Source organism: Candidatus Thiodictyon syntrophicum (genome assembly GCF_002813775.1).
Taxonomy (GTDB): Bacteria; Pseudomonadota; Gammaproteobacteria; order Chromatiales; family Chromatiaceae; genus Thiodictyon; species Thiodictyon syntrophicum.
In genome coordinates this window covers 6,077,734-6,097,347 of sequence record NZ_CP020370.1, presented here as the reverse complement: position 1 = coordinate 6,097,347, position 19,614 = coordinate 6,077,734, and the positions used below count along the sequence as shown (strand labels likewise).

Genomic DNA, 19,614 nt, shown 5'->3' with positions numbered 1-19,614 from the left:
CCGTGGCCCTCGTCAAGAAGAGCGCCCTGGTCGCCCACTCGGCCAAGCGCATGTTCGATCTGGTCTATGACGTGGGTGCCTACCCGCAGTTCCTGCCCTGGTGCCAGAGCACCCGCGTGATCTCCGAAACCGCGGAGCAGATCTGCGGGCGGATCGAGGTCTCGCGCCTGGGCATTCACCAGACCTTCAGCACCTGCAACCGCTTCGAGCGCGATCGACGCATGGACATCGCGCTCCTGGACGGCCCCTTCCGCAAACTCCATGGCGGCTGGCGCTTTACCCCGTTGCGCGCGGACGCCTGCAAGGTCGAACTGGATCTGGAGTTCGAGTTTTCCGGCCGCCTGATCGACAAGGCCTTCGGGGCGGTCTTCAACCAGATCGCCAACTCACTGGTGGACGCCTTCTGCAAGCGCGCCGATGACGTTTACGGGGCCTGAACGCAGCCGAGTGAAATCCGCCGGTTGCGCTTGCCGCGGGCAAATGGACAGGATTAACAGGATTTCGCACGATTAACAGGATTGGGGGCGGGCTGGATTGTCAAGCTATTATCCTGTCAATCCTGAAAAATCCTGTTGATCCTGTCTAATTACAACCGGTTGGCACCCCTTTTTCCATGGGCGTTTGGCGACCGCGACAGCTTCAGTTTGCCTTCTTGACGCCGATCGCCTGCAGTGTACGGCTGATCAACCCCTCGTTGCCCTTGTAATCGGGCACCGAGACCATGGTCTCCTTGGCCTTGTCGGTCCCAGCCGGCTTGGGGTTCGGGCGCAGGTCGCCCTCGACGCCGACCAGGGCATCGTCCTTGAAGAGCACGGTGACGCGGCGCCGCTCCAGGGCCTTATGGCCGTGCCGCATGGTGTAGACATAGTCCCAGCGGTCGCTGTTGAAGAAGTCCGCCAAGAGCGGGGTACCGAGCAGATAGCGCACCTGGCGCTTGTTCATGCCCGGTTGCAGTTGATCCACCTGCTCCGCGGTGACGATGTTGCCCTGCTGCACCGTCATCTTGTAGACGAAGGGCAGGCGATCGAGCATGGACCTCTGAGAGTCGTCCACCTTGGGCGCCCCCGCGCAGGCGCTCAAGACCAGGGCGGCGAGGCCGAGCAGACAGGCGGTCGGACGGGTGAGGAGCTTTCGCATCTTGTTATGATAGGGCAAAGCGGGTAAACCCCGGCATCATACAGCAGCCCCGGCCCGCGATCATCGAACCAGGTCCGGCGGCCTACGCAACCCCCCCGGGAGGGCGAGGATGGACAACCAGCAGATCAAGGGGGCGGGGCTCAAGGTCACCCGTCCGCGCGAGAAGATCCTAAGCATCCTGGAGCGCAGCGGCCGCCGCCATCTCAGCGCCGAGGACGTTTATAAAGCCTTGCTAAACAACGGCGACGACGTCGGCCTGGCCACGGTCTACCGGGTCCTGACCCAGTTCGAGGAGGCCGGACTCGTCTGTCGGCGCCACTTCGCGACCGGCCAGTCGGTCTTCGAGCTCAACAGCGGCGACCACCACGACCACCTGGTCTGCATCCGCTGCAGCCGTGTGGTGGAATTCGCCGACCCCCTGATCGAAGAGCGCCAGGGCGCCATCGCCGCCGCTCACGGCTTCCGCATCGAGAACCACTCGCTGGTTATCTATGGCGTTTGCGCGCAGTGCGCCGCGCAGTGAGCCCGGCGCCCCCGGACCGCGGCTGGAGTCCAAGGCTTCAGCCTTGGCGGGCAGCAGCCATGGCTGAGGCCATGGACGCCAGGCGCGCAGGGTCCGGGAACACAGAATAGACCTGCGCAGTTGCACGCAAGCCGGTGGCGATTCGCGGGGCACCAGGGTCGCAACGGGATTCGGGGGACAGACTTGGCAACGATCTTCATCTGCTACCGCCGCGACGACAGCGGGCCGGCCGCCGGGCGCATCTACGACCGGCTCGAGGCCCACTTCGGCCGCGGCCGGGTCTTCATCGACGTGGACGACATCCCGCTGGGGGTCAATTGGCGGGACTGGCTCGACCAATAGGTCCGCGGCTCAGACGTGGTGCTGGCCGTGATCGGCCGGGACTGGCTGCGGGCCGCCGACGCGGGCTCGGGCCGCCGCCTGGACGCCCCGCGCGACTATGTCCGCACCGAGATCGAGATCGCACTCGCGCGCGGCATCCCCCTGGTCCCGGTCCTCCTGGAGGGCGTAGCGATGCCCCTGGAGCGGGACCTGCCCGACAGCATCAAGGCGCTCGCCGATCGCCAGGGCACCACGGTGCACGCCGCCGGGGCGCATTTTCGCGGCCACATGGACCGCCTGATCCGCGGTATCGAGCGTCTGGCCGAGCACCCGCACCCAGCGGCACCGCCCGCCGTTGGGTCCGCTGCGCGGACCGGCGCGGCGCCCAGCAATGACCTGGAGTCCAAGGCGTCAACCTCGGCCCCCACCGCCAAGGCTGAAGCCTTGGACTCCAGGGGCCCCGTAGGGTCCGCTGTGCGGACCAGCGACCCCGCGTCAGCCGCGCTGCCCGGCCGCACGATCAAGCCCCCCGCGCCCGCTCCCAAGACCGAACCCCTGCTCGCCGAACTTGCCGACCCTGCCACCAAGACCGAGCGTCGTCTTGAGATCGGCGACCAACTGGCCGAGTTGGGGGACCCTCGCCCCGGCGTCGGACTGGACTCCGACGGACGGCCCGCGATCGGTTGGGTCGAGATCCCGGCGGGCTCCTTCCTCTACGGCGCGAAAAAGGAGCGCCGCGACAACGACGCCTTCCGGATCGGCCGCGTCCCCATCACCAACGTCCAATACCAGGCCTTCATCGCCGCTGGCGGCTATACCGAGAATCGCTGGTGGGAAGGGTTGGAGCGGCGGATCGAGTCGCCGATCGAACCCAACTGGGAGCAGCCCAACCGCCCGCGGGAACGCGTCTACTGGTGCGAGGCGATGGCCTACTGCGCCTGGTTGAGCGACACCCTCCAGCTCGATGTGCGCCTGCCGACTGAATGGGAATGGGAGCGGGCGGCGCGCGGGACCGATGGGCGCGAGTACCCCTGGGGCGACGGCTATCGGGCCGGGTATGCGAATATCAACGAGACCAACCAAGAGGCTGGCCCGAGCTATCTCCAGCAGACCACCGCCGTCGGCACCTATCCACAGGCCGTAGCCTGGATGGAGCGCAGCGGAATCCAGGTCCCCGCCCGCTGCCGGCTGGGTTATCGTATGCCTGCTAGGCCGCCCCGGATTTCGCTGCGCTCCATCCGGGCTACGCTGGCCACCGCATCGTAGGGCCGCGCCGGCAGCGCGCAGGCCGTAGCCTGGATGGAGCGCAGCGGAATCCAGGTCCCGGCCCGCTGCCTGCTGGGTTATCGTATGTCTGCGAGGCCGCCCCGGATTTCGCTGCGCTCCATCCGGGCTACGCTGGCCACCGCATCGTAGGGCCGCGCCGGCAGCGCGCAGGCCGTAGCCTGGATGGAGCGCAGCGGAATCCAGGTCCCCGCCCGCTGCCGACTGGGTTATCGTATGTCTGCGAGGCCACCCCGGATTTCGCTGCGCTCCATCCGGGCTACGCTGGCCACCGTATCGTGGGGCCGCGCCGGCAGCGCGGCGATCGACTGGAGGGGGATGACACATGGTTCGATTCCGGCGGAACCTGGTCCCGGGTGGTACCTACTTTTTTACCGTGACGCTGCGTGATCGCCGTTCGCGGCGGCTGACCGAACACATCGACCTTCTGCGCACGTCCTTTCGCGAGGTCCGTGCGGCGCACCCGTTCGATATCCTGGCTGCGGTGGTGTTGCCGGAGCATCTGCACATCGTGCTGACGCTGCCCGAGAACGATGCGGACTATTCGGGGCGATGGAAGGCGATCAAAGGCGGATTCTCAAGGGCGCTGGTCAAGTCCGGCGTCCCGCTCCAGAAGGACCGGCGCGGTGAATATCGCTTTTGGCGCCGTCGGTTTTGGGAGCACACCATCCGCGATGAGGCGGACCTGGAGACGCATGTCAATTACGTTCATTACAACCCGGTCAAGCACGGTTGGGTGACCCGGGTTGCGGATTGGCCCTATTCATCGTTTCATCGCTATGTCCGTTTGGGCTGGGCGAACGAGGAGTGGGCTGCGGATCCGGGCGAATTCAAAGACCAGGCATTCGGAGAGCCGGATGATCCATGAAGCCGGTGCCGCATCCGGATTCCCCGCGGCTGGCAGTCGGTAGCCCGGATGGAGCGCAGCGAAATCCGGGTGCGTCCTCGCAGACACACGATGGTCCGGCGGGCGGCGAGCGGGACCTGGATTGCGCTGCGCTCCATCCAGGCTACGGGGTACGCGCTGCGCGCGGTTCAGTGAACAGAGGATCAGTGATCAGTGTTCAGTGATCCAGTGGTCAGTGAATGGGGGAGACGCACAAGACACGCAGCCCAACGTAGTCGTAGCGGTCGTGCGGACCGTAGCCGTAGCGGTAGGCCGCGCGCGCGACGTGCTGGAAGAGGCCCCAAGAGCCGCCGCGCACCACCCGCGACCCGGTGCCGCCGGGCTGGATGCGGCTGGGGTCCTTGTACTCGTTGAGGCACCACTCCCAGACGTTCCCGGACAGGTCCAGCACGCCTTCCGGCGAGGCGCCGTGCGGGTACAGGCCGACCGCGGTGGTCTGCTCGAGATAGCTCGGGCCGGCATTGGCGTACTTCTCATCAATGTTCGCATACCCGGCCCGATAGCCGTCGCCCCAGGGGTACTCGCGCCCGTCGGTGCCTCGCGCCACCCGTTCCCATTCCCACTCGGTAGGCAGGCGGACCTCGAGCTTGAGGGTGTCACTCAACCAGGCGCAGTAGGCCATCGCCTCGTACCAGGAGACGCTTTCCCGCGGGCGGTTGGGCTGCTTCCACTTGGAATCGGCCGGCGACTCGATCCGCTTCTCGAGCCCTTCCCACCAGCGCTTTTCCCGATAGCCGCCGGCGGCGATGAAGGCCTGGTATTGGGCGTTGGTGATGGGAAAGCGGCTGATCCGGAACGCCTCGGTCGGTCGGCGTTCCTTCCTGTCGCCGTAGAGAAAATCCCCCGCCGGGATCGCGACCCAATCGATTGCGGGCCGCCCGTCGGCGCCCAGTCCGACGCCCGGGCGCGGGTCTCCCAGTTCGGCCAACCGGTCGCCGATCTCAAGGCGGCGTTCGGGCTTGGTGGCGGGGGCGGCGAGTTCGGCGAGCAGGGCTTGGGTCTTGGGATCGGGCGCGGCGGGGGGCTTGATCTTGGGCCCGGGCATGGCGGCTGACACACGGGATCGGTGGTCCGCGCAGCGGACCCTGCGTGGCCCCTGGAGTCCAAGGCTTCAGCCTCGGCGGCGGGGGCCAAGGCTGAAGCCTTGGACTCCAGGTCGGAGCCGCGGACCTGTTGGTCGAGCCAGTCCAGCCAGTCGACCCCCAGCGGGATGTCATCGACGTCCATGAAGACTTGGCCGCGGCCGAAGTGGGCCTCCAGCCGGTCGTAGATGCGCCCGGCGGCCGGGCCGCTGTCGTCGCGGCGGTAGCAGATGAAGATCGTTGCCAAGTCGGTCCCCTGATTCCTGTTCGGTCCGCGGCGGCTCGCGAGCGCCCGAGTTTGCGGCCAAGTTGCTCAGTTTAGCGCGTGTTCCCGGATGCGGCCCCTGGAGGCCACGGCTTGCGCCACGGCGTGAAGTCGAGGCCCGCACGGTGGACCCTGGATCCCCCAGCGCGCAGTGCCTGACACAAGCGTGACGCCGCCAACGCGGCATCCGGGCCGACTTGCGTGGCGAGGCATTGCCCAAGTTCTTGTAGAAGTGAGCATTAGCGCGGCATCCAGGCGTGTGCAGAGTCGCCTTGGTGGTGGAATATCCACCACCAGGTGGCGAATATACAGCGATGATCCGGCGCAATATCGAGTCCGAACTGCGTGCCGCACTGGCCGATACCCCGGTGGTGCTGCTCAATGGCGCGCGTCAGACCGGCAAGAGCACCCTGGCCCGGGCGGTGACCGCGCCGCTCGGTGCCGGCTATGTCATGCCCCCTGCCGGCCTGGTCGGAGAATCTGGGCAAGCGGCTGATCAAGGCGCCGAAGATCCACCTGATCGACTCCGGCCTGGCGGCCCATCTGACCGGTTACCGGGCGCTGCCCGCGGGGCGGGAGTCGACCGCCTTCGACCACCTGCTGGAGGGCTTTGTGGTGGGGGAACTGCGCAAGCAGGCCGGTTGGTCGCAGACCCGGGTGGGCCTCTGGCACTATCGCACCACCAGCGGACGGGAGGTCGACTGCGTGCTGGAGGGCCCCGCCGGGCGCTTGGTGGGGGTCGAGGTCAAGGCGGCGGCGACCTTGGGCGCCAAGGACTTCGCCGGGCTTGAGTCGCTGGCCGCGGATGCGCCGGAGCGTTTCCACGCCGGGGTCCTGCTCTACACCGGCGAGCGTGCGCTCTGCTTCGGCGAGCGACTCTGGGCGATCCCGGTGTGGGACCTGTGGCAGGGGCCGCCGGACCTCAATGCCTAGCGGTCGGCGCCGCCGCGGCGCGTGCTGAGTGCTGCGAGGAAGCCCAGGCAGCCGATCAGCATGATTCCCATGCCGCCCAGCAGGACGGTGCCGCTGGAGAAGCTGCCGAGCCAGTAGAGGCCGCTGATCCGGGCCGCCCCGGCCACGAGGGTGAGCAGGACCCCGGCGGCACCCGCCAGCCACCCGATCGTCAACAAGATGCCTGTCATTTCGTACTCCCCGCAAGGTTAAACGTTTGGTTGTCGATTGGATCCCGCGGGCCTCAGTGCCATTAAGTTGAGCCGTGCTGGCTCCCACGCTCCTGGGTGGGAGCGAGTGCGGGCGCTCCGCGTCCAGTGCCAAGACCGGACGCGGAGCGCCCGCACGGCATTCCCACGCGGGAGCGTGGGAACGAGAAGCCGGGGGCGCCGACGCTTAACTTAATGGCAGTGTCCCGCGGGACTGGATGGTCCGCGAACGCGGCCCCGCTATTCTTCTCCCCCCCGGCTTGTGTGTAAAGCCCGATCGTGTCACTGCCCCCGGCCCGCGGCGTCGGCGCGGGCGAGCATTTCGCTCGCGTGTTCGCGCGTGCGCCGCGTGATCTCGGTGCCGCCCAACATGCGGGCGATCTCTTCGCGCCGGGTGTCGCCGTCCAGCGGGTCGATGCGGGTGTGGGTCTCGCCGTCCAGGGTCTCCTTGCGGACCCGCAACTGGTGATGGGCCTGGGCGGCGACCTGGGGCAGGTGGGTGACGCACAGGACCTGGCGCGCCTCGCCCAGGCGGCGCAACAGGCGCCCGACGATCTCGGCCACGCCGCCGCCGATGCCGACGTCGACCTCATCGAAGACCAGGGTGGGGACGGCCCCGACCTCGGCGGTGGCGACCTGGATACCGAGACTGATGCGCGAGAGTTCGCCCCCGGAGGCGACCCGCGCCAGGGATTGCAGGGGCTGCCCGGGGTTGGCGCTGACCAGGAAGGCGACGCGCTCGCATCCGCCGGCCCCGGCGGCGGTCAGCCCCAGGGATTCCAATTGCACGGCGAAGCGCCCGCCGGCCATGCCGAGGTCTTGCATGGCCGCCGTGACGGTCGCGCCCAGGCGGGTGGCGGCGGCGGTGCGGGCGGTGGTGAGCCCGAGCGCCTGGGCGCTGAATCCGGCCCAGGCGGTGTCGCGGTGTTCGCGCAGCGCCTCCAGGCCCAGGTCGGCGTCGTCGAGCGACTGGAGCTCGGCCCGGCGGGTCTGAAGCAGGTCCGGCAACTGGGCGGCAAAGCAGCGGTATTTGCGCGCCAGGTCGTGGATTTGGGCAAGCCGATTCTCCACCGTCGCCAGCGCGGCCGGGTCCAGATCCAAGCCGTCCAGATAGTGGCGCAGCCCGGAGGCGGCCTCGTGGGCGTGGATGGCGGCGGTCTCCAGCAACTCGCGGGTCGGCGCCAGGCCGGGGTCGACTGACTCCAGGTCGGCAAGCTCGGCCCCGGCGGTGCGCAACTGGTCCTCGATGGCGGGTTCGGACTCGGCGAGCAGCACCAGCACGCGCCCGGCCGTCTCCTGCAGGCGGCCCAGATTGCTCAGGCGCCGCTGCTCCTGGTCCAGGGTGGGCAGTTCCTCGGGGGTGAGGGCCAGCGCGGCCAATTCCTCGACCTGGAAGCGCAGCAGGTCCCGGCGCTCGGCGCGCTCGGTGCCGGCGTTCTCAAGCTCGCTGAGCCGCCGGTCCAGGGTCCGGAACTCGCGCCAGGCGCCCGCCACCGCGGCGGCCAGGGCGCCGTGACCGCCATAGGCGTCCAGCAGGTCGCGCTGGTCATTGGGGCGCAGTAGTGACTGGTGGGCGTGCTGGCCGTGGATGTCGACCAGCAGGTCGCCCAAATCCTTGAGTTGGCTGCCGCTGGCGGGGCGGCCGTTGATGAAGGCGCGGGAGCGGCCGGCGCGCACGATGAGACGGCGCACGATGCACTCGCCGTCGTCGTCCAGGGCCTGCGCGGCCAGCCAGGCGCGGGCGCCGGGGCACTGGGTCAGGTCGAAACTCGCGACCACCTCGGCGCGCTCCCGGCCGACGCGGATGGTGTCGGCGTCGGTCTTGTCTCCCAGGGCGAGCCCCAAGGCATCGACCAGGATGGACTTGCCGGCCCCGGTCTCGCCGGTCAGGGCGCTCAAGCCGCGTGCGAAATCGAGTTCCAGGCGGCTGACGATCGCCAGGTCTTGAATGAGGATATGGGTCAGCACGGCGAGGTCACCTGGGTGTGGGTGCCCCAGCCGAGCTTGGCGCGCAGGATCTGGTAGTGATCGTGACCCTTGGGGTGGATCAGGCAGGCGCGGTCCGGGTGGCGGCAGATGCGAACCAGGGCCTCCGAGGGGAGCGGGACCTCGGTCTGACCGTCGCAGGTCATCCGTGCCTGGCCCAGGTCATGACCGCAGACGCGGACCTCGATGCAACTGCCGCCCGGTACCACCAGGGGGCGGTTGCTGAGGTCATGGGGGCAGATGGGGACCAGCAGGATGGCGTCCAGGGCCGGGGCCACCAGAGGGCCCCCGCCGGACAGGGCATAGGCGGTGGAGCCGGTCGGGGTGGCGACGATCAGCCCGTCCGAGCGCTGCGCGCTGACGAAGACCCCGTCGATGAAGGTGTCGAACTGGATCATACGGGCCGTGTTCCACTTGTGGATCACCACGTCGTTCAGGGCCGCATAGGCGCGCCCCTCGGTCGGATCGCCCAGGACCGCGGCGGTGAGCAGGGCGCGGCGGTCGGTCTCGTATTCGCCCTCCAGGATGGCGTCCAGGACCGACTCCATCTCGCTCGGGGAGACATCGACCAGGAAGCCGAGCCGCCCGACGTTGATGCCCAGGAGCGGCACCCGGCTCCCGGCCAGGGCGCGGCCAGCGTGCAGCAGGGTGCCGTCGCCCCCGACCACCACCACCAGGTCACAGCGCGCCCCCAGCACGGCCACCGGCAGGCCGTCCGCGGCCTTGAGGCCGAGTTCGCGGGCGCTCTCGCCGTCCATGAGGACCTGGCAGGAGCGGCGGCGCAGATGCTTGATCAGCCGCCGCAGGATCGACTCGACCTCGGGTGTGCCGCTCTGCCTGCCGATGATGCCGACGGTACGAAATTGCGGCATGGGATTGGGGAGTCCGTGCTGGAGGGTTCGGGCGCTGTTGGTTGCGGGGGCGGGTGAGCCCGAACGGTAGCATGGGCCGGCAGGCGCGCCAATAGCCGGGAGCGCCGGGCGCCGACCCGGGCGGATGCCCAGCCGGGTGAGTCGGGCCTTGGCGTGCGCCGGGACCCTTGGCTGGATGGCCGGTGCGCCGGGGGCCCGACCTGGTTGGCGTGCCGCTTATGCCTTGACAGTCTGTCGCCAAGCCCCTAGATTGAGGGCTTAGCACTCTCCATGGGTGAGTGCTAACAGCGGTCCCCCACCGGCGGGCCGGCACCCGATCAGACGCAGGCGTCGTCGTCACCCCCGAGCATACGGCAGGCACCCCTTGGCATCCCAGGCGAAACAGGTCGAGACCCAGGTCAGCGAGCGCGCCATGCACTTCCTCAAGGTGCTGGTGGAGCGCTATATAAAGGACGGCCAACCGGTCGGCTCCCGGACCCTGTCGAAGGAGACGGGCCTGGATCTGAGTCCGGCCACGATCCGCAATGTGATGGCGGACCTGGAGGATCTGGGGCTGGTCGTCTCCCCCCACACCTCCGCCGGCCGGGTGCCGACCGTGGCCGGCTACCGGGTGTTCGTGGACTCCCTGCTGACGGTGCATCCGCCGACGGCGGCGGAGATCGAGACGCTGCGGGCGCGCTTCGGCGGCGCGACCGACGCCAAGTCACTGGTGGAGTCCACCTCGCGCCTGCTGTCCGGGGTCACCCAACTGGCGGGTGTGGTGATGCTGCCGCGCCATGAGCGCCACGCCTTTCGCCAGATCGAGCTCCTGCCCCTGACCGGGGCGCGCGTGCTGGCGATCCTGATCACCAGCGAGGGTGAGGTCCACAACCGGATCATCACCACCGCGCGCAACTTCACCCCCGCCCAGTTGGAAGAGGCCTCGAATTATCTGAATCGGGTCTTTATCGGTCAGGATATCAAGGACGTGCGCAAGCGCATCCTGGAGGACCTGAAGGATACCCACCAGAACATGGACGCGCTCATGATGCGCGCCGTGACCCTGGCCCAGGAGGTGGTGGAAGCGGCCGAGCGCACCGACGACTGCTTCATTGCCGGTCAGACTAACCTGATGGAGTTCGGGGAGCTGTCCAGTATGGAGCGGCTCAAGCAGTTGTTCGACGCCTTCAATCAGAAACGCGAGATCCTGCACATCCTGGACCGCTGCATCGAGGCGAGCGGGGTGCAGATCTTCATCGGCGACGAGTCGGGCTATGACCTGCTCGATGATTGCAGCCTGGTCACCACGGCCTATCGGGTCGACGACCAGGTCGTGGGGGTGCTCGGTGTCATCGGTCCGACCCGGATGGACTACCAGCGGGTGATCCCGATCGTGGACGTCACCGCACGGCTGCTCGCCGCGGCCCTGCGCCAGTAGTGCTCGCTTTAAGACGCGGTCCGGCCGCGGGCGCCCTCACCAGGTGCACCGCCCGGATCGCAGACCGTAACGGAGGTCAATATGACGACTGAAACCATGGATCACCACACCCCGGGCGCGCGCCCGGACCCGTCCGACCCGGAGTCGGAGGCGGCGTCGGGCACCGAGCCCGAGGCGCTCGAACAGCACAGCGCCACGCTCGCCGAGGTCAGCGCTGAGCTGGCCGCTGCGCGCGCCAAGGCCGACGACTACTGGGACCAACTGCTGCGGGCGCGGGCGGAGACCGAGAACCTGCGCCGCCGCCAGGCCACCGAGTTGGAGAAGGCCCACAAGTACGCCCTGGACGGCTTCGTGCGCGAGTTGCTCCAGGTCCACGACAGCCTGGAGCTGGGTCACGCCGCGGCCCTGGAGGAGGGCGCCGACATCGCCAAACTGCGCGAGGGCAACGACCTGACCCTCAAACTCCTGGACGACGTGATGGCCCGTTTCGGCGTGGCGCCGGTCGACCCGCAGGGCGCGGCCTTCAACCCGGAGTTCCACCAGGCCATGTCCGTGCAGCCGCGGGCTGACCTGGCCCCCAATACAGTGACGGCGGTGTTGCAGAAAGGCTACACCCTCAACGGCCGGCTGGTGCGCCCGGCGCTGGTCATGGTGTCGCGCGCCGCCTGAGGCGCCGCGGCGCAACGCGCGTCGCCACCATGAAAGTGCCACCACCAACCGGCTTGAACCGCCGCCGCTTTCCCCCCAACTGAGGGGGCAATTCGGGGCCGGCGCGCCACCGACATCCGCGAGACCAAGAGAATTCGGAGACACAAGATGGGAAAGATCATCGGTATCGACCTGGGCACCACCAACTCCTGCGTGGCGGTCATGGAGGGTGACAGCGTCAAGGTCATCGAGAACGCCGAGGGTGACCGCACCACGCCGTCCATCGTCGCCTATACCGGCGACAATGACGTGGTGGTAGGCCAGTCCGCCAAGCGTCAGGCAGTGACCAACCCGCACAATACCCTCTACGCCATCAAGCGCTTGATCGGCCGGCGCTTCGAGGACCAGGTGGTGGCCAAGGACAAGGCGATGGTGCCCTATAAGATCGTCAAGGCGGACAACGGGGACGCCTGGGTGGAGGTCAACGGCAAGAAGATGGCCCCGCCGGAGATCTCGGCCAAGGTCCTCCAAAAGATGAAGAAGACCGCCGAGGACTACCTGGGGCACCCGGTCACCGAGGCGGTGATCACGGTGCCGGCCTACTTCAACGACTCCCAGCGGCAGGCGACCAAGGACGCCGGGCGCATCGCCGGCCTTGATGTCAAGCGCATCATCAACGAGCCCACCGCCGCGGCCCTCGCCTACGGCATGGACAAGAAGCGCGGGGACCAGAAGATCGCCGTCTATGACCTGGGCGGCGGCACCTTCGACATCTCGATCATCGAGATCGCGGAGATCGAGGGCGAGCACCAGTTCGAGGTCCTGTCCACCAACGGGGATACCTTCCTCGGCGGCGAGGACTTCGATATGCGCATCATCGACTTCCTGGTGGCGGAGTTCAAAAAGTCCCAGGGCGTGGACCTGCGCAACGACCCGCTCGCCCTGCAGCGCCTCAAGGAGGCGGCGGAGAAGGCCAAGATCGAGCTGTCGACCAGCCAGCAGACCGACATCAATCTGCCCTATATCACCGCCGACCAGACCGGCCCCAAGCACCTGAACGTCAAGCTCACCCGCGCCAAGCTGGAGTCCCTGGTCGAGGAACTGGTGGACCGCACCATCGAGCCCTGCCGCATCGCCTTGAAGGACGCGAACCTGACCGCCGGGCAGGTGGACGAGGTCATCCTGGTCGGCGGTCAGACCCGTATGCCCAAGGTCCAGGCCAAGGTCGAGGAGTTCTTCGGCAAGACCCCGCGCCGGGACGTGAACCCGGACGAGGCCGTCGCCATCGGCGCCGCCATCCAGGGCGGCGTGCTGGGCGGCCAGGTCAAGGACGTGCTGCTGCTCGACGTCACCCCGCTGTCGCTCGGGATCGAGACCCTGGGTGGGGTCATGACCAAGCTGATCGAGAAGAACACCACGATCCCGACCTCGGCGCAGCAGGTCTTCTCCACCGCCGACGACCACCAGACCGCGGTCACGGTGCACGTCCTGCAGGGCGAGCGTGAGCGGGCGGTCGACAACAAGTCCCTGGGTCGCTTCGATCTCAGCGACATCCCGCTGGCCCCGCGCGGGGTGCCCCAGATCGAGGTCAAGTTCGACATCGACGCCAATGGCATCCTCAATGTCTCCGCCAAGGACAAGGCGACCGGCAAGCAGCAGTCCATCATCGTCAAGGCGTCCTCGGGTCTGTCGGACGCGGAGGTCGCCAAGATGGTCAAGGACGCGGAGGCCCATGCCGAGGACGACAAGCGCTTCCACCTGCTGGTCTCGGCCCGCAACCACGCCGACAGCATGATCCACTCCTGCCGCAAGTCCATGGAGCAGCTCGGCGACAAGATGGAGGCGGGGGAGAAGTCCGGCATCGAGTCGGCCCTGCACGAGTTGGAAGAGGCCATCAAGGGCGAGGACAAGGACCGCATCGAGTCACTGACCAAGAAGCTGGGTGACGCCTCCGCCAAGATGGCCGAGCGGCTCTATGCCCAGGGCGCGGCGCCGGGCGAGGGTCAGGGCGGGGCGGGCGGCGGCGACGCCGGGGCCGGTCACGCCTCCGGTGGCGGTGGCGCCAAGGACGACGTGGTCGATGCCGAGTTCGAGGAAGTCAAGGACGATAAGAAGTAGTCGAGCCGTCAGCCGTCAGGCGTCAGCGCTCAGCCGTCAGTGCGACCGGGGGTCAGACATGCCGCTACCCCCGGCGCGCGCTTTTCGGTTCGCTGCTGAGGGCTGACGGCGGATCGCTGAGCGCTGATACCTGATAGCTGAAACCATGCCCAAACGCGACTATTACGAGATCCTGGAGGTTGCGCGCAACGCCAGCGAGGCCGACGTCAAGAAGGCCTTCCGGCGGCTTGCCATGAAGCACCATCCGGATCGCAACACCGGCGACACCGGTGCCGAGGCCAAGTTCAAGGAGATCAAACTGGCCTATGACGTTCTCTCGGACGCCAAGAAACGCTCCGCCTATGATCAGTTCGGCCACGCGGGCGTGGAGGCCGGGGCCGGCGGTTTCGGCGGTCCCGGCGACTTCGGCGGCGGGTCCTTCCAGGACATCTTCGGCGACGTCTTCGGCGACATCTTCGGCGGGCGGGGCGGGCGCGGCCGCGGGCGCGGCTCGGACCTGCGCTATGACCTGAGCCTGACGCTGGAGGAGGCGGTTGCCGGCAAGGATGTCAAGATCCGCATCCCCACCCTGGTGGAGTGCCAGTTCTGCGGCGGCTCCGGCGCTAAGCCCGGGACCAAGCCCAAGACCTGTCCCACCTGCAGCGGCACTGGACAGGTGCGGATGCAGCAAGGCTTCTTCTCGATCCAGCAGACCTGCCCCCAGTGTCGCGGCAAGGGCCATATCATCGAGGAGTCCTGTCCCCACTGCCGCGGGCGAGGCCGCCTGCAAGAGGAAAAGACCCTGTCGGTCAAGGTGCCGCCCGGGGTCGACACCGGGGATCGCATCCGGTTGGCCGGGGAGGGCGAGCGCGGCGAGCATGGCGGCACCCCCGGGGACCTCTATGTCCAGGTCCAGGTCCAGGAACACCCCATCTTTACCCGAGAGGGTGCACACCTCTATTGCGAGGTCCCCATCGGGTTCGTCGTGGCTGCCTTGGGCGGCGACATGGAGGTACCGACCCTGGACGGCAAGGTCAGTCTGCGGATCCCCGCCGGGACCCAAACGGCCAAGATGTTCCGCATCCGCGGCAAAGGCGTGAAGCCGGTACGCGAGAGTGTGAGCGGCGACCTGATCTGCCGGGTCCTCGTCGAGACCCCGATCAATCTGACTGAACGGCAGAAGGAACTGTTGCGGGAGTTCGACGGGCACATGCAGGAGGGCGGTTCGCGGCACAGTCCGCAGGCCTCGACCTGGGTGGATGGGGTCAAGAGCTTCTTCGAGAAGATGGGCTTCTGATCGTTTTTTTCGCCCGCTGGGCGAAAAAAACGATTGGTTTATTTCAACCTGGTGGCTGGCAAGAGGTCATCTACTTCATGATGACTGGCATGATGTCATCTGCTTTGATTTGAGCCCCGCAGGGGCGTGACAACCAGCCCAGGGCAGCGCCCTGGGTTGTTGGAATAAGAAGGTTCAGCTCTGAAAAGGCGTGATAAACGATTGGACCCGCCACCGGTTCTCGCGTGGTTCGCGATTCCGACGCTCCAGCGTCGCGAGTGTAACCGCGATGACGGCGCACGGGGGGGCTCTGGTGACACCGCTCCGCGGTGTCACCCATGTGTGGGCCGCTCTTGCGGCCCGGTGGCCGTCGCGCTGCGGGTTGATACAGCGGTTAGGCGACTCGACACTGACCTATTCCATGCCATGATGAGGTCAAATGGTGAATATTAGCATTGTTGCCCGCGATAACACACGGGAAGAAAAAGAGATATCTGACCTACTGAAACTAGCAACTGCTCAAGCAGGAGATAAGGATTATGATTCTGCTATTCAGAGTCTAAAGCGCGCCTACTCCCTTATGGCGACAGTAAGCACTGAGTGGCCAATAAGCGCCTACTTCCGTTTGGCGAGGTATTTGCATCTTTCCGGAAAATACCTCGACGCGCTTGATTGGCTGCAACAACTGCATGACAATCTCGACTTCACCTGTGATGCTAGAGAACAGCTTTATAAGAAACAGCGCTTAATGCAGAGCGGAAATAAGCCTGCGAGAATATCCAAGACTATACGAAATAACCTGCGGAGGGAAGTAAATGACGAAATCTCGTTATATAAAGAACGCCAGCACAAGATTGAGCAAAGATTAGAAAAACAGAAAGAAAAAGCCGCTGGTCGCGCAACTCCAAAACTGACAGCTAAGAACGCTACGTCTGTCAAGCGAAGCGCCCCACAACCCGAGGTCAATCCTCTGGGCGCAGATGTTGGAGGACTGCTTTACCATTTCAGTCAGTACTGTTTCGTCGGTGAAAAGAGCGAAGAACCTCTGGATCTATCTGCTGAGGACTACATTTTTGCAAGATTGACGAATGGTCCGCTTACCGCACTGGACGTTCATCAACTGCCATCGAAGCATCGGGGATTACTTCGCGAGATACTTACGCAGTACATAATGTTCCTTGAGCGAAACCCGGGCCTTTCTTTCCCTGCGGGATTTTTGGACGGATCGTCAAAAGAAACACTTGCTCCTACGTTGCTTCAATATATGCATAAACATCGGTGGCCGTTTCCTCAAATGCTTCCGCCAAGGCGGTAACTTGGCGTTGCTCAAAGGCCGGACGGGGCATTCGCCCCGTCCGGAGAGTTTTCCCCGGACTAGCCAGCCTGGGGACTGACTAGGCTCAGGTCTTGCAATCCAGCACTCATGACCCCAAGCGGGAATGCCTGATGCAGGCAGCCGATTGCGGTGATCTCAACTGAACCAACCATCGTCGCGGCCTGAGGCCAACGTCATGACAAATCACGATCGAATCATGATCGACCCCGCCATCTGCCACGGTAAACCCGTCGTCAAGGGCACACGGGTTCCGGTATCCATCGTGGTCGGGAGCCTTGCTGGTGGCATGGGCTTTGAGGAGGTCCAGCGCGAGTATGATTTGACCCAAGACGACATTCGGGCAGCGCTCGCCTTTGCCGGCGCGTTGGTTAACGACGAATCGTTCCATCTGCTGCGCGGGGCGGCATGAGATTTCTGCTTGATGCCAACATGCCGCGATCGGCCTTGGCCCTGTTCGTCCAGCATGGTCATCAGGCGGAGCATGTGAACGATATCGGCTTCGGCGACGCGCCGGACGGGAAGATTGCCAGCCGTGCCCGGGCGGACAGCGCCGTGTTGGTTACGCGAGACCTCGATTTCGCCGACGTGCGGCGCTATCCGCCTCAGATAGCCCCCGGTTTGCTCGTTATGCGCATCCCGGACGACTGGACCGCCCAACAAATTGTCGCGTTGCTTGGTCAGTTTCTGGCGCTGGACTCGTTGGTTGCCTCGCTACCAGGCCACTTGGCGATACTCGATCAACGCCAGGCACGCTTCCGGCCTCCGCTGGCCTGAGACAATGTTGCTCGCGGGGCCAGTGAGCGAAGTAGGTTATGGCCATGGGGTTCGAGTAGCCCTCGACCATTGTGATATCCGTCGGCGCTCGCGGGGCAGGGCGCCTGAGACCCCCGCTCTTCGGGACATGTTGGCTTCCGCAAGGCAACCAAGCGCGAAGCGCAGATCTACGCAAATGAAATCAGAAACTGACTGGCCTAAGCTGATGGACTCGGGCGCGCCGGGTGTTCCGACGTCGGAGCATCCCGAGGCCGAAATCGCGCATGTCGTGCGTGGCGTGGTGCGTCGCGGCCTTCAGCCCGTACCGTCCAAGTCGCTTATTTCTCTGCGGATCGACCAGGACGTCATCGAATGGTTCAAGGGGCAGGGGCCAGGCTATCAGACGCGTATCAATGCCGTTCTGCGCGCTTTCAGGGACGCGTCGACTTAGTCCGGGCGATGCCGGTAATGGCGGCGAATGGGTCCTCGTCGTCTGGATCGGGGGTCGACAGGTACTCCGTGACCAGGCTCCGGATCAGTGCTGACGCACGGATGTCCTCCTCCATCGTCGTCGGTCCCTGATGAGCGGCCCAAGGGCTCTTCGATCCTTGCAAATCAAAAGCGAGGCTTTAAGATTGCAAGGATGTTCCCCCGGCACGCACTCCAAACCGTCGAGCAGGCCCTCGCCCGCCAGGCCGCAGTCGCCCTGATCGGGCCGCGCCAGGTCGGCAAGACCACCCTGGCCCTGACCATCGCCGCGCAGACGGGGGCGCTTTACCTGGACTTGGAACTGCCCCAGGAGCGGGCGAAACTCGCCGATCCGGCGCTCTTTCTTTCCGCCTACGAGGACCGGCTGGTCATCCTCGACGAGATCCACCGGGTCCCGGAACTGTTCCAGACGCTGCGCGGGCTCATCGATCAGGGTCGGCGGCGGGGGCGGCGCTCCGGCCGCTTCCTGGTCCTGGGCTCGGCCTCTATGGATCTCCTGCGGCAATCGGGAGAGAGCCTGGCCGGACGCATCGAATATGTCGACCTGGCCCCGCTCAACTGCCTGGAGGCCGCCCCGGACCCCGCCGCGCTGAATCGTCTGTGGCTGCGCGGGGGCTTTCCGGACAGCCTGCTGGCCGCGTCCGATGCCGATAGCCTGGTCTGGCGCCAGAACTTTATCCGGACCTACCTGGAGCGCGACGTGCCGCAGTTCGGCCCCCGGATCCCGGCCGAGACCCTGGGTAGGCTCTGGACCATGCTCGCCCACAATCAGGGCACCCTGCTCAACGCGGCGCGCCTGGCCGCGGGGCTCGGGGTGAGTTCCCCAACCGTCGCGACCTACATCGATCTGCTGGTAGACCTGCTTCTGGTACGGCGCCTGCTGCCGTTCTGCGCCAATACCGGCAAGCGGCTGGTTAAGTCACCCAAGGTCTATGTCCGCGATTCCGGCCTGGTCCAGGCCCTGCTCGGCATCCCTGACCACAACGCATTGGCGGGCCACCCGGTAGTCGGGGCGAGTTGGGAGGGGTTTGTGATCGAGAACCTGCTGGCGGTCGCGCCCCCCAGGACCCAGGCGGGTTTCTATCGCACGGCCGCCGGCGCGGAAGTCGATCTCTTGCTGGAACTGCCGGGTGGACGCGAACCCTGGGCGATCGAGATCAAGCGGACGCTGGCCCCGCGGGTCGAGAAGGGTTTCCACAGCGCCCGGGCGGACCTGGCACCGGCGCGCAGTTGGGTCCTCTACCCCGGGGAAGACCGCTATCCCTTGACCGCGGGGGTGGAGGCCATCGGGCTCAATGCCGCGTTGACGGAACTAGCGGCGACTGCCCCCGCTCAGGGCGTGTCCTGACGCCCCAGCCCCCCGGTTACCGGGACGAAGCGCACCGGCAGTACGCGGTGTCCCTTGACCTCCCCGGACAGTCCCTTCACGTAGACGCAGAGGTCCTGGATGGCCTCTGGTGCACCGACCGGGATCACCAGCCGGCCGCCCGGCCGCAGTTGTTCCAGGAGGGGTTTGGGGATCCGCGGGGCGGCGGCGGTGACGATGATGCCGGCGAAGGGGGCCGCCTCCGGCCAGCCCTGCCAGCCGTCGCCGGTGCGCACCTGCACCTGGTCATAACCCAGTTCCAGCAAGGTCGTGCGGGCGCGCTGCGCCAGTTCGGGGACTATCTCTACCGTGTAGACCGCGAGCCCCATGGCGGCCAGTACCGCCGCCTGATAGCCGCAGCCGGTGCCGATCTCCAGGACCCGCTCCCCGGCGCCGCACTGGAGCAATTGGCTCATGATGGCGACGATATAGGGCTGGGAGATGGTCTGGCCGTTGCCGATGGGCAGCGGATGATTGGCGTAGGCCAGGTCGCGCTGCGCGGGCGGCACGAAGGTGTGGCGGGGGACCGCGGACAGGGCGGCGCGCACGGCGGGGGCGAGGCGGTCGAAACCGAGTTCCTGCCGGGTCTGGCGGACCTCGGACTCGATTTCGGCGATCAGTGACGCGTGGCGGCTGTTCATGCCTGAAGTCTAGCACCGCGGCGGGCGCCAGACCCGGCGTGCGGGGTCGGACCA

The 19,614-nt window shown here is 66.5% G+C and carries 21 protein-coding genes and 1 pseudogene; 15 read left to right on the top strand and 7 right to left on the bottom strand.

The genetic code is table 11. The features are described 5' to 3' along the window. The first annotated feature begins 2 nt into the window (after positions 1 to 2). Positions 3 to 437, top strand: coding sequence for a type II toxin-antitoxin system RatA family toxin (locus tag THSYN_RS26125; protein ID WP_100921706.1), 435 nt, complete (start codon positions 3 to 5; stop codon positions 435 to 437). A 202-nt stretch (positions 438 to 639) separates the two neighbouring features. On the opposite strand, the gene THSYN_RS26120 is transcribed toward THSYN_RS26125, so the two are convergent. Then, on the bottom strand, positions 640 to 1,137 hold the full coding sequence (locus tag THSYN_RS26120; RefSeq protein ID WP_100922614.1) for an outer membrane protein assembly factor BamE: 498 nt from the start codon (positions 1,135 to 1,137) through the stop codon (positions 640 to 642). 109 nt (positions 1,138 to 1,246) lie between these two features. On the opposite strand from THSYN_RS26120, the gene fur reads away from it, so the two are divergent. From fur to THSYN_RS26105, 4 genes are all read left to right on the top strand, one after another. Then, positions 1,247 to 1,660 (top strand): ferric iron uptake transcriptional regulator, encoded by a 414-nt coding sequence (gene fur / locus THSYN_RS26115; protein ID WP_100921705.1) that lies wholly within the window; start codon positions 1,247 to 1,249, stop codon positions 1,658 to 1,660. A gap of 183 nt (positions 1,661 to 1,843) precedes the next feature. After that, entirely contained in the window at positions 1,844 to 2,002 is a 159-nt protein-coding gene (locus THSYN_RS34355) for a TIR domain-containing protein (RefSeq protein ID WP_157817941.1), read from the top strand. Positions 2,003 to 2,020: 18 nt separating this feature from the next. Beyond that, positions 2,021 to 3,247 (top strand): formylglycine-generating enzyme family protein, encoded by a 1,227-nt coding sequence (locus THSYN_RS26110; protein ID WP_100921704.1) that lies wholly within the window; start codon positions 2,021 to 2,023, stop codon positions 3,245 to 3,247. Between the two features lie 343 nt (positions 3,248 to 3,590). Then, positions 3,591 to 4,133 carry an REP-associated tyrosine transposase gene (locus THSYN_RS26105; RefSeq protein WP_100921703.1) on the top strand — a complete coding sequence of 181 codons (543 nt, stop codon included), beginning with the start codon at positions 3,591 to 3,593 and terminating at the stop codon, positions 4,131 to 4,133. Between the two features lie 211 nt (positions 4,134 to 4,344). Here the strand turns inward: THSYN_RS26105 and THSYN_RS26100 are convergent, their stop codons facing one another. Then, positions 4,345 to 5,217 (bottom strand): formylglycine-generating enzyme family protein, encoded by an 873-nt coding sequence (locus tag THSYN_RS26100; protein ID WP_100921702.1) that lies wholly within the window; start codon positions 5,215 to 5,217, stop codon positions 4,345 to 4,347. A 170-nt stretch (positions 5,218 to 5,387) separates the two neighbouring features. After that, positions 5,388 to 5,501, bottom strand: a pseudogene (locus THSYN_RS37450) (hypothetical protein); the annotation flags it as partial. A gap of 465 nt (positions 5,502 to 5,966) precedes the next feature. On the opposite strand from THSYN_RS37450, the gene THSYN_RS26095 reads away from it, so the two are divergent. Next, positions 5,967 to 6,452 (top strand): ATP-binding protein, encoded by a 486-nt coding sequence (locus tag THSYN_RS26095; RefSeq protein WP_100921701.1) that lies wholly within the window; start codon positions 5,967 to 5,969, stop codon positions 6,450 to 6,452. On the opposite strand, the gene THSYN_RS26090 is transcribed toward THSYN_RS26095, so the two are convergent. The 3 genes from THSYN_RS26090 to THSYN_RS26080 form a co-directional block, all read right to left on the bottom strand. Further along, the gene (locus tag THSYN_RS26090; protein ID WP_100921700.1) at positions 6,449 to 6,661 is read right to left on the bottom strand and encodes a hypothetical protein; all 213 of its coding nucleotides are present in this window, start codon (positions 6,659 to 6,661) and stop codon (positions 6,449 to 6,451) included. The two genes, THSYN_RS26095 and THSYN_RS26090, sit on opposite strands and share 4 nt — an antisense overlap. A 300-nt stretch (positions 6,662 to 6,961) precedes the next feature. Further along, a complete protein-coding gene (recN, locus tag THSYN_RS26085; RefSeq protein WP_100921699.1) occupies positions 6,962 to 8,647 on the bottom strand; it encodes a DNA repair protein RecN in 1,686 nt (561 codons plus the stop codon). Then, a complete protein-coding gene (locus THSYN_RS26080; RefSeq protein WP_100921698.1) occupies positions 8,641 to 9,537 on the bottom strand; it encodes an NAD(+) kinase in 897 nt (298 codons plus the stop codon). The genes recN and THSYN_RS26080 overlap by 7 nt, the downstream gene beginning before the upstream one ends. 364 nt (positions 9,538 to 9,901) lie before the next feature. Between THSYN_RS26080 and hrcA the strand changes: the two genes are divergently transcribed. From hrcA to THSYN_RS26040, 9 genes are all read left to right on the top strand, one after another. After that, a complete protein-coding gene (gene hrcA / locus THSYN_RS26075) occupies positions 9,902 to 10,954 on the top strand; it encodes a heat-inducible transcriptional repressor HrcA (RefSeq protein WP_236848701.1) in 1,053 nt (350 codons plus the stop codon). Between the two features lie 81 nt (positions 10,955 to 11,035). Then, positions 11,036 to 11,623, top strand: coding sequence for a nucleotide exchange factor GrpE (gene grpE / locus THSYN_RS26070; protein ID WP_100921697.1), 588 nt, complete (start codon positions 11,036 to 11,038; stop codon positions 11,621 to 11,623). A gap of 147 nt (positions 11,624 to 11,770) precedes the next feature. Next, entirely contained in the window at positions 11,771 to 13,720 is a 1,950-nt protein-coding gene (gene dnaK, locus THSYN_RS26065) for a molecular chaperone DnaK (protein ID WP_100921696.1), read from the top strand. Between the two features lie 145 nt (positions 13,721 to 13,865). Beyond that, the gene (gene dnaJ / locus THSYN_RS26060) at positions 13,866 to 14,996 is read left to right on the top strand and encodes a molecular chaperone DnaJ (RefSeq protein ID WP_100921695.1); all 1,131 of its coding nucleotides are present in this window, start codon (positions 13,866 to 13,868) and stop codon (positions 14,994 to 14,996) included. A gap of 418 nt (positions 14,997 to 15,414) precedes the next feature. Continuing rightward, positions 15,415 to 16,290 carry a tetratricopeptide repeat protein gene (locus tag THSYN_RS34345; RefSeq protein ID WP_157817940.1) on the top strand — a complete coding sequence of 292 codons (876 nt, stop codon included), beginning with the start codon at positions 15,415 to 15,417 and terminating at the stop codon, positions 16,288 to 16,290. Positions 16,291 to 16,486: 196 nt separating this feature from the next. Then, positions 16,487 to 16,720, top strand: coding sequence for a DUF433 domain-containing protein (locus tag THSYN_RS26055; protein ID WP_100921694.1), 234 nt, complete (start codon positions 16,487 to 16,489; stop codon positions 16,718 to 16,720). Positions 16,721 to 16,755: 35 nt separating this feature from the next. Then, positions 16,756 to 17,085 (top strand): DUF5615 family PIN-like protein, encoded by a 330-nt coding sequence (locus THSYN_RS26050; RefSeq protein ID WP_157817939.1) that lies wholly within the window; start codon positions 16,756 to 16,758, stop codon positions 17,083 to 17,085. A gap of 175 nt (positions 17,086 to 17,260) precedes the next feature. Next, entirely contained in the window at positions 17,261 to 17,515 is a 255-nt protein-coding gene (locus THSYN_RS26045; protein ID WP_216644632.1) for a BrnA antitoxin family protein, read from the top strand. Between the two features lie 192 nt (positions 17,516 to 17,707). Next, positions 17,708 to 18,901 (top strand): ATP-binding protein, encoded by a 1,194-nt coding sequence (locus THSYN_RS26040; RefSeq protein ID WP_100921691.1) that lies wholly within the window; start codon positions 17,708 to 17,710, stop codon positions 18,899 to 18,901. On the opposite strand, the gene THSYN_RS26035 is transcribed toward THSYN_RS26040, so the two are convergent. Continuing rightward, positions 18,886 to 19,560, bottom strand: a complete 675-nt coding sequence (locus THSYN_RS26035) for a protein-L-isoaspartate(D-aspartate) O-methyltransferase (protein ID WP_100921690.1) — start codon at positions 19,558 to 19,560, stop codon at positions 18,886 to 18,888. The genes THSYN_RS26040 and THSYN_RS26035 overlap by 16 nt on opposite strands. Positions 19,561 to 19,614: the final 54 nt, after the last annotated feature.

What these genes read in the sequence shown, in the direction of transcription:
- THSYN_RS26120 (WP_100922614.1), bottom strand. Translation starts at nt 1,137, where the DNA reads ATGCGAAAGCTCCTCACCCGTCCGACCGCCTGTCTGCTCGGCCTCGCC.
- fur (WP_100921705.1), top strand. Translation starts at nt 1,247, where the DNA reads ATGGACAACCAGCAGATCAAGGGGGCGGGGCTCAAGGTCACCCGTCCG.
- THSYN_RS26105 (WP_100921703.1), top strand. Translation starts at nt 3,591, where the DNA reads ATGGTTCGATTCCGGCGGAACCTGGTCCCGGGTGGTACCTACTTTTTT.
- THSYN_RS26100 (WP_100921702.1), bottom strand. Translation starts at nt 5,217, where the DNA reads ATGCCCGGGCCCAAGATCAAGCCCCCCGCCGCGCCCGATCCCAAGACC.
- THSYN_RS26095 (WP_100921701.1), top strand. Translation starts at nt 5,967, where the DNA reads ATGTCATGCCCCCTGCCGGCCTGGTCGGAGAATCTGGGCAAGCGGCTG.
- THSYN_RS26090 (WP_100921700.1), bottom strand. Translation starts at nt 6,661, where the DNA reads ATGACAGGCATCTTGTTGACGATCGGGTGGCTGGCGGGTGCCGCCGGG.
- THSYN_RS26080 (WP_100921698.1), bottom strand. Translation starts at nt 9,537, where the DNA reads ATGCCGCAATTTCGTACCGTCGGCATCATCGGCAGGCAGAGCGGCACA.
- grpE (WP_100921697.1), top strand. Translation starts at nt 11,036, where the DNA reads ATGACGACTGAAACCATGGATCACCACACCCCGGGCGCGCGCCCGGAC.
- dnaK (WP_100921696.1), top strand. Translation starts at nt 11,771, where the DNA reads ATGGGAAAGATCATCGGTATCGACCTGGGCACCACCAACTCCTGCGTG.
- dnaJ (WP_100921695.1), top strand. Translation starts at nt 13,866, where the DNA reads ATGCCCAAACGCGACTATTACGAGATCCTGGAGGTTGCGCGCAACGCC.
- THSYN_RS34345 (WP_157817940.1), top strand. Translation starts at nt 15,415, where the DNA reads ATGGTGAATATTAGCATTGTTGCCCGCGATAACACACGGGAAGAAAAA.
- THSYN_RS26055 (WP_100921694.1), top strand. Translation starts at nt 16,487, where the DNA reads ATGACAAATCACGATCGAATCATGATCGACCCCGCCATCTGCCACGGT.
- THSYN_RS26045 (WP_216644632.1), top strand. Translation starts at nt 17,261, where the DNA reads ATGAAATCAGAAACTGACTGGCCTAAGCTGATGGACTCGGGCGCGCCG.
- THSYN_RS26040 (WP_100921691.1), top strand. Translation starts at nt 17,708, where the DNA reads ATGTTCCCCCGGCACGCACTCCAAACCGTCGAGCAGGCCCTCGCCCGC.
- THSYN_RS26035 (WP_100921690.1), bottom strand. Translation starts at nt 19,560, where the DNA reads ATGAACAGCCGCCACGCGTCACTGATCGCCGAAATCGAGTCCGAGGTC.